At 65.1% G+C, this 11,815-nt stretch carries 13 protein-coding genes; 3 read left to right on the plus strand and 10 right to left on the minus strand.

The window, feature by feature from the left end:
- Positions 1-7: 7 nt before the first annotated feature.
- From PWS46_RS17340 to PWS46_RS17355, 4 genes are all read right to left on the minus strand, one after another.
- Positions 8-535, minus strand: coding sequence for a c-type cytochrome (locus tag PWS46_RS17340; RefSeq protein ID WP_434620825.1), 528 nt, complete (start codon positions 533-535; stop codon positions 8-10).
- Between the two features lie 109 nt (positions 536-644).
- On the minus strand, positions 645-2,483 hold the full coding sequence (locus PWS46_RS17345) for a methanol/ethanol family PQQ-dependent dehydrogenase (RefSeq protein WP_434620827.1): 1,839 nt from the start codon (positions 2,481-2,483) through the stop codon (positions 645-647).
- A gap of 402 nt (positions 2,484-2,885) precedes the next feature.
- Positions 2,886-3,701, minus strand: coding sequence for an ABC transporter permease (locus tag PWS46_RS17350; protein ID WP_434620830.1), 816 nt, complete (start codon positions 3,699-3,701; stop codon positions 2,886-2,888).
- Positions 3,698-4,471, minus strand: a complete 774-nt coding sequence (locus tag PWS46_RS17355) for an ABC transporter ATP-binding protein (protein WP_434620832.1) — start codon at positions 4,469-4,471, stop codon at positions 3,698-3,700. The genes PWS46_RS17350 and PWS46_RS17355 overlap by 4 nt, the downstream gene beginning before the upstream one ends.
- Positions 4,472-4,658: 187 nt before the next feature.
- Between PWS46_RS17355 and PWS46_RS17360 the strand changes: the two genes are divergently transcribed.
- From PWS46_RS17360 to PWS46_RS17370, 3 genes are read left to right on the plus strand one after another with little or no spacing between them, the layout of a single operon-like run.
- The gene (locus tag PWS46_RS17360) at positions 4,659-5,789 is read left to right on the plus strand and encodes an ATP-grasp domain-containing protein (protein WP_434620835.1); all 1,131 of its coding nucleotides are present in this window, start codon (positions 4,659-4,661) and stop codon (positions 5,787-5,789) included.
- Entirely contained in the window at positions 5,786-6,694 is a 909-nt protein-coding gene (locus PWS46_RS17365; protein ID WP_434620837.1) for a RimK family alpha-L-glutamate ligase, read from the plus strand. The genes PWS46_RS17360 and PWS46_RS17365 overlap by 4 nt, the downstream gene beginning before the upstream one ends.
- Positions 6,691-7,527, plus strand: a complete 837-nt coding sequence (locus PWS46_RS17370) for a RibD family protein (RefSeq protein WP_434620839.1) — start codon at positions 6,691-6,693, stop codon at positions 7,525-7,527. The genes PWS46_RS17365 and PWS46_RS17370 overlap by 4 nt, the downstream gene beginning before the upstream one ends.
- A gap of 72 nt (positions 7,528-7,599) precedes the next feature.
- Here PWS46_RS17370 and pqqA read toward each other — a convergent pair whose 3' ends face one another.
- The 6 genes from pqqA to PWS46_RS17400 form a co-directional block, all read right to left on the minus strand.
- On the minus strand, positions 7,600-7,680 hold the full coding sequence (gene pqqA / locus PWS46_RS17375; RefSeq protein ID WP_085083035.1) for a pyrroloquinoline quinone precursor peptide PqqA: 81 nt from the start codon (positions 7,678-7,680) through the stop codon (positions 7,600-7,602).
- A gap of 458 nt (positions 7,681-8,138) precedes the next feature.
- Positions 8,139-8,666: a formaldehyde-activating enzyme gene (fae, locus tag PWS46_RS17380; protein WP_304502334.1), complete on the minus strand. Its 528-nt coding sequence runs from the start codon at positions 8,664-8,666 to the stop codon at positions 8,139-8,141.
- 312 nt (positions 8,667-8,978) lie between these two features.
- Positions 8,979-9,371: a hypothetical protein gene (locus PWS46_RS17385; RefSeq protein WP_434620842.1), complete on the minus strand. Its 393-nt coding sequence runs from the start codon at positions 9,369-9,371 to the stop codon at positions 8,979-8,981.
- A gap of 37 nt (positions 9,372-9,408) precedes the next feature.
- Positions 9,409-9,552, minus strand: coding sequence for a hypothetical protein (locus tag PWS46_RS17390; protein ID WP_434620845.1), 144 nt, complete (start codon positions 9,550-9,552; stop codon positions 9,409-9,411).
- Between the two features lie 117 nt (positions 9,553-9,669).
- Positions 9,670-10,644: a PQQ-dependent catabolism-associated beta-propeller protein gene (locus PWS46_RS17395; RefSeq protein ID WP_434620848.1), complete on the minus strand. Its 975-nt coding sequence runs from the start codon at positions 10,642-10,644 to the stop codon at positions 9,670-9,672.
- A 13-nt stretch (positions 10,645-10,657) separates the two neighbouring features.
- Entirely contained in the window at positions 10,658-11,812 is a 1,155-nt protein-coding gene (locus PWS46_RS17400; RefSeq protein ID WP_434620851.1) for an ABC transporter substrate-binding protein, read from the minus strand.
- Positions 11,813-11,815 lie beyond the last annotated feature (3 nt).

Raw genomic sequence — 11,815 nt, forward strand, 5'->3', positions numbered from 1 at the left:
GCCGGACTCACGACGCCGACTTGAACCGTTCGGGCCGGCCACGGCCGATCTTGTCGTCCGAACGGGCCTTCAGATAGCGGTAGATGTCGGCGAGATTCAGCATCACGTTCGGGTCGGAGCCGAAGGTAGGCATCACCTTGTCGCCGGTGGCGCCCATGTTGGTGCGGCCGTTGGTCACCACGTCGGTGAACTGCCAATAATCCATCCGCTTGAGCGAATCGACCAGTGCCGGCGCGAAGGACGAGCCGAGCCCGTCCGGACCATGGCAGACATGGCAGGAGGAGGCGTAGCGCCGATAACCGTTGTAGGTCCCCTTATCCACCTTGCCGTCCTTGACCATGTAGAGCGGCACGCCCTGGTCATCCACGAGGTCTTCCGGATTGGCGACCTTCGCCTCCTGAGTCGATTTTCCGTCCGGCGATGTCTGGTCCTGGGTTGGCTTCTGTGCGGCATCCTGCTGGCCGAACGCGGTACCGAGGGTCAGGGTCGCGGTGAACCCGACGGCGGCGCACAGCCCGATCAGGTATTTGGGCATCTTGCTCTTTCTCCCCACTGCCTTCGTGCGTAGGCACCATCAGCTTGGAAAAGCGCGGGCTCCGGCCCTCCTGGGAGCCGGAGCCCGCCTGTGTATTACTGCCTGATCATCACTGGTTGTCCGGCAGGGCGAAGACGGTCAGCGTGCCGCCCAACTGGGTGTATTCGCCCAGCGCCTTGTGCGCGCCGACCGCGCCCAGGCCTTCCTGTTCGCCGGTCAGACCGGCCGCCAGCCCGATGCCGGCCCAGCCGCCGACGCCCGACAGCACGGCGATATACTGCTTGCCCTTGTGCATGTAGGTGTTGACGTTGCCGATGATGCCGGAGGAGGTCTTGAAGTTGTACAGGTCCTTGCCGTCCTTCAGGTCGAACGCCTTCAGATAGCCTTCCAGAGTCCCGTAGAAGCCGACGCCGCCCTTGGTCGACAGGGCGCCGCTCCACACAGCGAAACGCTCGGGCTTCGACCAGACGATCTTGCCGGCCGCCGGATCCCATGCGATGAAGTTGCCCATGCCGCCATGCGAATTCGGAGCCGGATACATGCTGAGCGTCGCGCCGACATAGGGCTGGCCGGCGGAATACTCGACCTTGAACGGCTCGTAATCCATGCAGATGTGGTTGGTCGGCACATAGAGCAGGCCGCTGTCCGGCGAGTAGGAGGCCGGCTGCTGGTCCTTGGAACCCAGTGCCGCCGGGCAGATTCCGGTGGTGTTGTGATCCTCGCCCTGGGCGAAGGTGCTGTATTTGTCGTTCACCTTCGGGCGGCCGGTCTTCATGTCGATCTCGCTCGCCCAATTGACGGACGGATCGTATTTCTGCGCCACCAGCAGCTCGCCGTTGGTGCGGTCGATGGTGTAGGCGAAGCCGTTGCGGTCGAAGTTGATCAGGGCCTTGTGCTTGGTTCCGCCGACGGTGACGTCGGCCAGGATGTTCTCGTTGACGCCGTCATAATCCCATTCGTCGAAGGGCGTCTTCTGGAACACCCATTTCGCCTGACCGGTGTCGGCATCGCGGGCGAAGATGGTCATCGACCATTTGTTGTCGCTCTTGGCGCGGTCCTTGTCGACGGCGCGCTGCGCCGGGTTCCAGGTTCCCGGGTTGCCGGTGCCGTAATAGATCAGGTTCAGGTCGGGATCGTAGGTGTACCAGCCCCAGGTGGTGCCGCCGCCGATCTTCCACTGATCCGCCGGCCAAGTCTTGATGCCCAGATCCGGTTCGCCGATCGGCTTGCCGAGCATCATCGTCTTCTGCGGGTCGATCATCACGTCCTTGTCGGGACCGGTCGAATAGGCCCGCCACACCTGCTTGCCGGTGTTGATGTCGTAGGCCGTCAGGTGGCCGCGCACGCCGAACTCGCCGCCGCTGATGCCGACATAGACCTTGTCCTTCACCACCAGCGGGGCGGCGGTCAGCGTCTCGCCCTTGGTGGCGTCGCCGTTCTTGGCCGACCACAGAACCTTGCCGGTTTCGGTGTCCAGCGCCACCAGCGTGTTGTCGGCCTGTCCCAGGAACAGCTTGTTGCCGGCCACCGCCACGCCGCGGGTGACGGTGTCGCAGCACATCACCGGGATGACCGACGAATCCTGCTTGGGCTCATACTTCCACTTGATGCGGCCGTTGTCGTTGAGGTCGAGCGCATAGACGATGTTGGGGAACGGCGTGGAGATGTACATCGTGTCGCCGACGACGATGGGACCGCCTTCGTGACCGCGGAGCACGCCGGTGGAGAACTGCCACACCGGACGCAGGTTCTTCACATTGCTGGGGGTGATCTGGTCGAGCGTGCTGTAACGCTGGCCGGCATAGTTGCCGAGCTGCAGCGCCCAGTTGGCCGGATCCTTCTGGTTCTTCATGATGTCGTCGTTGGCGTAAGCACCGGTGACGGCGACCGTGGCGGTGGCCGCCTGGATCGCGGCGGTGACGAGCAGACAGCGCACAAAGGGGTTCATGTGTTTCCTCCCGTTTTTTGGCGGTTGTCCCATGGACTGTGCGGCGGCAGGCGGCTGCTTCGGTAAAATGCGGTCTTTGAGAGGGCGTTCTCCCTCGACGTTCGATGCGTGACGTCACACCGGGGCGTCGGGCTGAATGGGCTCCCGGCGTTCCGATTACACATTGCTTCGGCATCGCGGGTGCACCGGATCAAATTGCCGGGACACGGGCGTTGGCGGGGTTCTAAACTGCCCCGCACTATGTTGGTGAAACTGATATTCAGTGTGCTTAAACAAAGACAGGCTGTGAAGATTATTTTCCGCTGCCGTGCGAAAGTTTTTGGAAGAAGCGAAATAGAGGGTTGAACGAGATAAAAGGATTAATTCGAAAGACGATATGCGGTGAAGCTGCGGTTCCGAAGTTCAGGCCTGTTCGGCCGGGCCGCCTCTTCGCGCCCAGAAGCCGCGCCCAGGATCGTAGGCGAGAACCGCAGCTCCGAGGAACAGCGCCAGACAGCCGGTCACCCAAAGCAGTGCCGTCACGTCGACTCGGAGATACAGGCTGAAGCGGATCAGTTCCACCGCCTGGGTGAACGGATTCCAGGCGGCGATCTGGTACAGCGTCGGGCTGCCCTCCCTGATGCGCCAGAGCGGATAGAGGGCGGAGGAGGCGAAGAACATCGGAAAGATCACGAAGTTCATCACCCCGGCGAAATTCTCCAGCTGCTTGACGAAAGAAGACAGCAGCAGGCCGAGCGCCCCCAGCATCAGCCCGCTGAGCAGAAGTGCCGGCAGCGCCGCGAGATAGCCCAGCGGCGGCGGCTCCACCCCCCACAGCCATGCGATGCCGAGGAACACATAGACCTGCGCGATCGACACCGCGACGCCGGCCAGAAGCTTGGCGACCAGCAGGTACCAGCGCGGAAGCGGACTGACCAGCAGCGTCCGCATGCTCCCCATCTCGCGGTCGTAGACCATCGAAAGGGAGTTCTGCATGCCGTTGAACAGCTGGATCATCGCGACCAGGCCGGGCACGACATATTCGTCGTAGAGGATGTAGGTCTCGTAAGGCGGGATGATCGACACGCCCAGCACGGCGCGGAAGCCGACGGCGAAGATCGCCAGCCAGACCAGCGGCCGGACCAGTGCGGCGAAGAAGCGTTCGCGCTGGTGCAGGAAGCGCAGCCCCTCGCGCACGATGATGCTGCGCAGGCAGTACCAGTAGGTGGCGGCGCTCATGGCCGGCGCTCCCCGGTCGTCAAGGCGGCGAAGGCGATGGGCAGAGTGGCGGCGCCCGACTCGGCGCAGACCGCGCGTACGCTGCCGGATGCACGCAGCCGCCCCTGATGCAGGATGACGACGGAATCCTCGTCCCTCGCCTCGTCCAGCAGGTGGGTGGCCCACAGGACCGCCAGCCCTTGCTCACGGCAGAGCGCACGGACATGGCCAAGGATTTGGCGGCGCGATTCGGTGTCCAGCCCGACCGTCGGCTCGTCGAGCAACAGCAGGTTCGGCCGGTGCACCAGGGCGCGGGCGATCTCCACCCGACGCCGCTGACCGCCGGACAATGCCCGGACCTTGTCGTCGGCGCGCTCCGCCAATCCGATGCGGGCCAGTTCCTCTTGTGCACGGGCTTCGCAGTCGGACGGCGCCATTCCGTGCAGGCCGCCATGGTAGCGAAGGTTCTGACGGACGGTCAGGTCGAGGTCGAGCGTCGGCTGCTGGAACACCACGCCGATCCGCTCCAGCGCACGGGTCGGCTGACGCCGAAGGTCAAAGCCGAAGATGCGGATGGCGCCGGTGCGGTTGGAATAGAGCCGGGTGATCAGGGAGAACAGAGTGGTCTTTCCCGCCCCGTTCAGACCAAGCAGCATGGTGAAGCCGCCCGGCGGCACGGCGAAGGACACATGGTCCAGCGCCATACGCTTGCCGAAACTGTGGCTCAGCTCCTCGACGGCCAGGGCGGGAGGGCCGTGGATCGCGGGAATCGACGGAGGGTCCGCAGGCATCGCGGCTTCATACATCCAGTCTTCCCCCAGGCGGGTGCCTGTCCCCCGCCCCAGCAATGGTCCCTGGGCGACATCGGGCTGACGGCACGGGCCGTTGTTCGGAAGGGTCATTGCAAAGGCGGCTGCTGCGCATGATTGTTGGGATTGCGAATGAATGTTCAAGATGCTTTCGCACGTGGAGCAAAGCTTGACCGCGACGGCAGTCCCGGAATTCGTGGTGGTGGCGCTGTCGGCGCGGGCGCTGGTCACCAGCGCCTGCCGCGACGGACGGAGCGTCGCTGCCCTGGACCTGTTCGCCGACACCGATACTAGCGCCATGGCCGATCCTTGCCTGACCCTGCCGTCGCGGCAGCTGCGCATTCCCGCCGCGGCATTGCGGCGGGCGCTGGCCGCGCCGGTTCTGTCTCGGCTGCCGCTCGTCTATGGCGCCGGGTTCGAGGATCGGCCCGAACTGCTGACGGCGCTGGCGCGCGGCCGGCCGGTGATCGGCAATCGGGCGGAGACCGTGGCGCGGCTGAAGGACCCGTTCGCTTTCGCGGCCCTGTTGGCCGATCTGGGCATTCCGCATCCTGAGGTCGCCGCCGCCCCGCCGGCTGTCTCCAGGGGGTGGCTGATGAAGCGTGCCGGCGCCAGCGGCGGCGCTCACATCCGGCCGGCAGTCTCGCGCTTGCCGGCCGGCCATTATGCCCAGCGCCGCATGGACGGGCGTCCGGTGTCCCTGCTGTTCCTGGCCGATGGCCGATGCGTGCTGCCCGTGGGTTTCAGCCGGCAATGGGTGGCACCGGCTCCTGGCCAACCCTACCGCTATGGCGGTGCGGTGGGGCCGATGCCGGCTTTCGGCGGCAACGCCGCTGCGATGGCTGCGGCGATGATCGATGCGGTGTCGCGGATCGCCGCCGCGGTGGGGTTGGTCGGGCTCAACAGCGCCGATTTCCTGGTGGGACCTGCCGGATGGTGCCTGCTGGAAATCAATCCGCGGCCGGGGGCAACGCTCGACCTCTTCGACCGGCCGCCGATGCCCAGCCTGTTCGGCCTGCATCTGGCCGCCTGTGCCGGGAGTCTGCCCGCCAAGCTGCCGCCGCTCACCGGTTGTCGCGCCGCCATGGTGGTTTACTGCGCCGTGCCAACCCTGTTGCAGGATGACTTCTGCTGGCCGGATTGGACGGCCGACCGTCCGCGCACTCCTGCGCGCATTCCCGCCGGCGCTCCGCTCTGTACCGTGATTGCCGAAGCGGCCGGCATGACGGAAGCTCGCCGCCTTGCGGGCCAGCGTGCGCGTGAGCTGTATGTGCACCTTGCATTGGCGGAGGCGGCATGACCGGTGTGGTCGCTTTGTTCACCGACGGGGCCGACTGGCATGCGGCGCGGCTGGAGCGGGCGATCACACGCCGGGGAGTCGAATGCCGGCGCGTGCCGCTGAACGGCTGCGGCTTCGCCGTCGGACGAACCGAGACGGGGCTTCTGCTGCCGGGGTTCGGCGATACGCTGCCGTCAGGGGCCTTCGTGCGGGTGGTCGGGCAGGGCAGCTTTGAACAGGTGACCATGCGGCTGGGGGTGCTCCATGCGCTGGATCGATTGGGGGTGCCGGTCTACAACACGGCGCGCGCCATCGAACGCTGCGTCGACAAGAGCACCACCAGCTTCCTGCTGGCCCATGCCGGCCTGCCGACGCCGCCGTCCGTGGCCGTCCAAACCACGGAAATGGCACGTGCTGCGGTGGCGGGCTCTCCTGACTGCGTATTGAAGCCGCTGTTCGGCGCCCAGGGGCGCGGCCTGCGCCGCCTCTCGCGGCCGGACGAGGTGCCGGAGTCCGAAGCCGTCGCCGGAGTCTATTACCTGCAGCCCTTCGTGCCGCCGCGCCGGGAGGGCGAATGGCGAGACTGCCGGGTCTTCGTGGTGGGCGGAGTCGCGGTGGCGGCGATGATCCGCCATGGCCGCAGCTGGATCACGAATGTCCATCAGGGTGCCAGCTGCGAGGCTTTGATCCCCGAAGGTGTCGTCGCCGATCTGGCGGTGCGGGCCGCCGCAGCGGTCGGCGCGGACTATGCCGGCGTCGACCTGATTCCCGCCCCCGGCGACGAAAACCGCTGGCTGGTGCTGGAGGTCAACTCGATGCCCGCTTGGCAGGGATTGCAGTCGGTCAGCAAAGTCGACATCGCCGATGCGCTTGCCGCCGATTTCCTTCGCCGGGTCGAAGCCGCCATGTCGGGAGGGGCGCGATGACCGCACGCATGCTCCGGCTCTATCCCGGCGCGCCGGAGGAAATCGCGATTCCCGGCGCCTATCTCGCCCACCGCCTGCATGAGCGGGGAAGTGCCGTCGCCCCCTTCGTCTATGCCAGCTTCGTCGGCAGTCTGGACGGACGCATTGCGCTGCGCGATCCCGTCACCGGGGAGAGCCGGCTGCCGGCCGGGCTGGTCAGCGGCAACGACTTCCGACTTTTTCTTGAACTTCAGGCGCAGGCGGATTGTCTCGTCACCCACGGCGGTTACCTGCGTGACCTTGCGGCCGGGCGGCTGGACGATGTTCTGCAGGTCGGCACGCAGGAGGCAACGCGGGGGCTTGCGCAATGGCGCGCGGACAACGGCCTGCCGCAGCAGCCGGCGGTGGTCGTCGCCAGCGCCAGCCTGGAATTCCCGATGCCGGATTCGCCGGCGCTTCATGGTCAGCGCGTCATCATCGCCACCGGTGCCGGGGCGCTGCCCGACCGGGTCGCCCGCTGGCGCGCCGCCGGCTACGAGGTGGTGGTTGCAGGAGCGGGACTGTCGGTGGAAGGTGGACCATTGGTTCGCGAATTGGGCAGCATGGGCTTTCGCAGCCTCTATCTGCTCACTGGACCGCGGATGCTCGACACCATGGTGCGGGACGGACGGCTTTCGCGGCTGTATCTCACCACCGCGCATCGCCTGCTCGGTGGAGAGAGCTTTCACAGCATGCTGTCAGGCCCGGAGTTGGGCGATGCCGGCCGGCTGCGGCTCTGCGCGCTGCATTATGATGCGAGCGCACCTGACGGCACCGGGCAGTTCTTCGCCCATTTCGAGCCGCGGCCGGCCTGAGTGGAACATCATGTGTGGAAAGCGTCGACGGATGTTTGAGGGAAGGTCACCCTTGCCGATCAAAGGCGCCGGTTACAAACCGGCACAGGCGTAGGCGTTGATCTCGGTGCCGACCGAAATCTCGACAATCGTCGGCTTGCGCCAGGTCTTCATGTCCGATTCCTCCGCTGGAATGGGCGATCAGGCAGGATTGCCGGGGAAGCCCATTAGGAAATTCTACCCGTGCCGGACCGAAGCAACCATAACCCGAACGGATAGCGTGGTGATAATTATGGCTAGTTCTTTGTGCGGCGCAAAAGGAATGTGGGAAGCAACGCTGCTTGGAACTGGAATAATTATACGAAATAGCTGCTGATTTGTCGCAGTATTGGGAAAAGAGCTTATTTTCTTAAAAATCAATCCGGCACGTCGCGAACAGCCCCAAACGCAACTCGCCGCGGATAGGGATTGCCAAATGCTTGGAAGGCTGAAGGTATTCGGTCCTTCCCCTTCGATTGGTCGGGGGGCGGCCTTCGATCCGTTTTCAGGTCGATCATGACATGCAGCGGCCGGCGGTCGCGTCAAGACCGCCGGCCGCTGCTGCTATCCGGCAAGGCGGGGCACCGGCCCCGTCAGGCGGCAAACGGATGCTTCGCAGAATCCTTCTGGTTCAGCAGATCCTTGAGGGTCGGGAATCCCGATACCGCACGTTCAATCGCTTCCTTGGTGGCGCGGTAGTTGTAATCCTGGATCTTGGCGTTGTCCTTGGCTTCCCAATGGATGAAGACGCCGACGCAAATGAAGATGTTGTCGATTTCGTCCTGCGGGATGGTACCCGCGGCGACGCAGTCGGCGACCGCCTTGGCGACGCCGTGCTGGGCCGGGCCGAACATCTGCACCGCCTGCTCCGCGCCCTTGATCGTCACCTTGTTGAACAGGATGGTCGAGGGCTTGCATTGCAGATTGGGGGCGATGACCGCCAGCAGGCTGGTGAAGCCGTCCTTGTTGTTTGTCAGCGCGTTGCAGAAGGCGGTCTCCGCGGCGCTGCCGCGCGGCCCCATGATCAGGTCGATATGCGCAACCTCGTTGCCGTCGCCGACCAGCGATTCGCCCACCAGCACACGATTGATTTTCGGGGATGACCCCTGCCACATGCCCATCGCCGCTTTCTCCCATGCATTTTGAAATCATTGGAGGACCGCCGCAGGTCATGCGGGGCACGCCGGTCGCGCCGATCCAGCATGACTGATCACTGGATACCTGCGGGCACGGCGTCGGTCACGGCAGCCATTATGACATCTTGTTTGTTTTGCCAACAAACTCTCAAAAGAGGTTCGGAGTAACTTGAAATCGCAGCCGCCGCCTTCCCGCTTCCCTGGTTTCGACCGGGATGGCACGGCCTTTCGGACAGTGCTACCCCACATTCGGTGGCGGCGGCCGCGATCCTGTCACGAAGTCGGGCGAGGTGCCGGTTACTGCTCGTCCTTCTTGTCATCCGATTGGCCGGAGCCGCCCTGGGTGACCGGATGTCCGCCGATCACACCCTGCCGCTCATTTTGCAGCGAGTCGTTGGGAAGCCGTCCGGTGGGCGACGTGGCACCCTCGGTGGAGGAGCCGGAACTGCCCTGGGATACCGGCGCACCGCCGATGGCCCCCTTGCGCTCGCCAGGAAGCGAGTTGGGCGGCAACTGTCCGGTGTTGCCGGTCAGCTTGTTCTGCGGATCGGTGCTGTCGGACGAATTGGTGCCGGTCGCACTGTTGCCGGTTGTCTGGGCGGAGGCCGGCAGCGCGGCGATGGCGATGCCGACGGCAAGGCCGGCGGCGCATGCAAGGCTGTTCAGGGACAGAATCTTGAAGGATTTCATCGCATTTCTCCGGAAATGGACAATCGTTGCAAGGAGGTCATGACCGTTCGGTGGTGCCGCGCGCCGCATCCGGCGGCCGGTCGGCCCTGACCTTTCCTTCGTCCTTCTCGAACTCCACCTTGTCGTTCAGAACACTCTTCTTGCCGGGCGTCGGCGGCTGTTCTTCTCGATGCTTCTCCATGATTTTACCTCCCAAGAGGCCGGGCCGCCGTCGACAGTCGCCGACGCACCCGGCCTCTTGCGTCAACCGGCAGGTCCGGTCGTGGGTTCCGTCATGCTCCGCATCGCCAGGGCCGCCTCAAGGTTTGACGACGATCCCCCAGGGCGCGCCGCCGACCGGAATGCTTTTGATCACCTTGTTGCGCTCCAGGTCGATCACCGACAGATCGTTGCTGATGCCGTTGGTGGTGTAGAGCCGTTTCTCGTCGGGCGAGAAGGCGAGGTTCCAGACGCGTTGCCCGACAAGGAAATAGCGCTTCACCTCGAAGCTGTCGGTGTCGATCTCGGCAATCCGGTTGGCCGGTCCCAGCGCCACGAAGGCCCGTTTTCCGTCCTTTGTCATCTGGATGCCCACCGCCTGGATGGCTTCGCGCCGGACGCCCCTCACCTCGAACCTGATCTTCTTGATCACCTTGAGCGCTGCCGGATCGATCACGCTGACCGTGCCGCCGATCTCGCTCGACACCCAGACCTGCTTGCCGTCGTCGGTGAAACGGGCGACGCGCGGCCGGCTGTCCACCAGCACATTGCCGATGACGCTGTGTTTCTCCGTGTCGATGAAGTGCGCCATGTTGGTGGTTTCGGAGGTGTTGACCAGGATTTTGCCGTCGGGGCTGATGCCCATGCCTTCCGGCTCGACGCCAACCTGGATGTTGCCGATGGCCTTCCGATCGGCGACGTCGATGACCGTCACCATGTTGTCGTTCTCGTTGGCGACGTAGAGCTTTTTGCCGTCGGGAGACAGCACGAACAGCTCCGGATCGGGACCGGAGGGCAGGGTGTGCACGACCTTGCCGCTGGCGATGTCCACCACGTCGATGCGGTTGTCGTCGCCGACACAGACAAAGAGCTGCGTTCCGTCGGCACTCAGCGTGATGCCGCGCGGCCGGCGGCCGACCTTGATCTTGTTCTTGATCTGCAGGCTGTCGCCGTCGACCACGGCGATCTGGTTGTCCTTCTCGTTGGACACGAAGATGGTTTCGGCAAACACGGGCTCGGCCAACAGGACCGGTCCGGCAAGAAGCAGCATGGTGCAGGACTTCAGGAATCGCATGGTGTGGTCCGCCCTATCGGTTGAGACGGCATTTGCTTTCCGGCGCATCGTCGCCGAGCGTGTCGAGAGGTGTCACCGGGTGCAGAAATCCCTCCTGTGGTGACACCGAAACCAGCATCCGCGGCCCGGCGATCAGGATGGGCTGGCGCATCTGCCCGTTCCAGGCGCGGAATGACAGCGCCTCGCCCTTGAAGCCGGCCAGTTCGAAATCAGGGCTGTGCAGGTAGGCGGTCAGGTCGTCGAAGCTGGTGGCGTTGGTGCGGGCCGCGGCCTCCCCGACGCTGCGCACGGCGAGCCAGGCGGCATAGTCGCGCGTCGTCATCCAGCGGCCGGCCAGCTTTTCGAACCGGCTTTGCAGTTGGGTGCCGCCCCATTGCTCGTTCACCCGCGACCACGCGGTGGAGGTCAGCCCCTGGGTGCCGGCGACCGGGCGGGGGTACCAGGTGCGACCATCGAGATAGTCGCCGAAATCACCGGCTTCGTCGGCGACGATCAGCACGTCGTAATCCGGCCCTTGGGTCGCGAGCGGGATGTCGGACTGGATGGTGGTGACGCCGGTGTCGGTGCGCCGGTTTCCGGTGTCGAAGGTCCAGGATTTCTCGTCGACGATCCGGCCGCCGAAGCGCTTGGCAGCGCGGCGGACGGCCTCGGCATAGAGCGCATCGCCGGGATCGCGGCCGACCAGCAGGCTCCATCGCGTCCATTTCTTCCAGGCGAGATACTGTGCCAGCGCGTCGGCCAGCATGCGCCGGCTGGGGGCGGTGTGCAGGATGTTTGCCCGGCACTGCTCGTTGCGCAGCGCGTCGTCGGCGGCGCGCGCGTTGAACAGCAGCATGGATTTGGCTTCCGGCCGGTCGGCGGCGGCGAGAAGCGCGTCGGCCGGCAGGTCGGCGACGACGAAGCGCACCCCCTCGTCGGCCAGCGCCTTCACACCGGCGGAGATGTCGCCATCCTGCGGCAGGACCTGCTCCACCAGCCGGTAGCTCTGGTTGAGGAACTGGCCTGTGGTGTTGTTGTCGGCCAACGCCAGCCGGGCGCCCTGAAGCCCCTCGTCGGTCGCGACCGGCTCAAGGAAGCTCAGCGGCGTGCGCGGGTCCTCCTGGCGGGCGAGATAGCCGATCAGCATCACCTTCGTGCCGGCGTCCTGCGGACTGGTTCCCTGGGCCATGGC

The sequence above is a fragment of the Azospirillum sp. B2RO_4 genome (assembly GCF_051124815.1).
Lineage (GTDB): Bacteria > Pseudomonadota > Alphaproteobacteria > Azospirillales > Azospirillaceae > Azospirillum.

Excerpts from the sequence above, each read along its gene's own strand:
- PWS46_RS17340 (WP_434620825.1), bottom strand. The coding sequence starts at position 535 with ATGCCCAAATACCTGATCGGGCTGTGCGCCGCCGTCGGGTTCACCGCG.
- PWS46_RS17345 (WP_434620827.1), bottom strand. The coding sequence starts at position 2,483 with ATGAACCCCTTTGTGCGCTGTCTGCTCGTCACCGCCGCGATCCAGGCG.
- PWS46_RS17350 (WP_434620830.1), bottom strand. The coding sequence starts at position 3,701 with ATGAGCGCCGCCACCTACTGGTACTGCCTGCGCAGCATCATCGTGCGC.
- PWS46_RS17355 (WP_434620832.1), bottom strand. The coding sequence starts at position 4,471 with ATGCCTGCGGACCCTCCGTCGATTCCCGCGATCCACGGCCCTCCCGCC.
- PWS46_RS17365 (WP_434620837.1), top strand. The coding sequence starts at position 5,786 with ATGACCGGTGTGGTCGCTTTGTTCACCGACGGGGCCGACTGGCATGCG.
- PWS46_RS17370 (WP_434620839.1), top strand. The coding sequence starts at position 6,691 with ATGACCGCACGCATGCTCCGGCTCTATCCCGGCGCGCCGGAGGAAATC.
- pqqA (WP_085083035.1), bottom strand. The coding sequence starts at position 7,680 with ATGAAGACCTGGCGCAAGCCGACGATTGTCGAGATTTCGGTCGGCACC.
- fae (WP_304502334.1), bottom strand. The coding sequence starts at position 8,666 with ATGGGCATGTGGCAGGGGTCATCCCCGAAAATCAATCGTGTGCTGGTG.
- PWS46_RS17385 (WP_434620842.1), bottom strand. The coding sequence starts at position 9,371 with ATGAAATCCTTCAAGATTCTGTCCCTGAACAGCCTTGCATGCGCCGCC.
- PWS46_RS17390 (WP_434620845.1), bottom strand. The coding sequence starts at position 9,552 with ATGGAGAAGCATCGAGAAGAACAGCCGCCGACGCCCGGCAAGAAGAGT.
- PWS46_RS17395 (WP_434620848.1), bottom strand. The coding sequence starts at position 10,644 with ATGCGATTCCTGAAGTCCTGCACCATGCTGCTTCTTGCCGGACCGGTC.
- PWS46_RS17400 (WP_434620851.1), bottom strand. The coding sequence starts at position 11,812 with ATGGCCCAGGGAACCAGTCCGCAGGACGCCGGCACGAAGGTGATGCTG.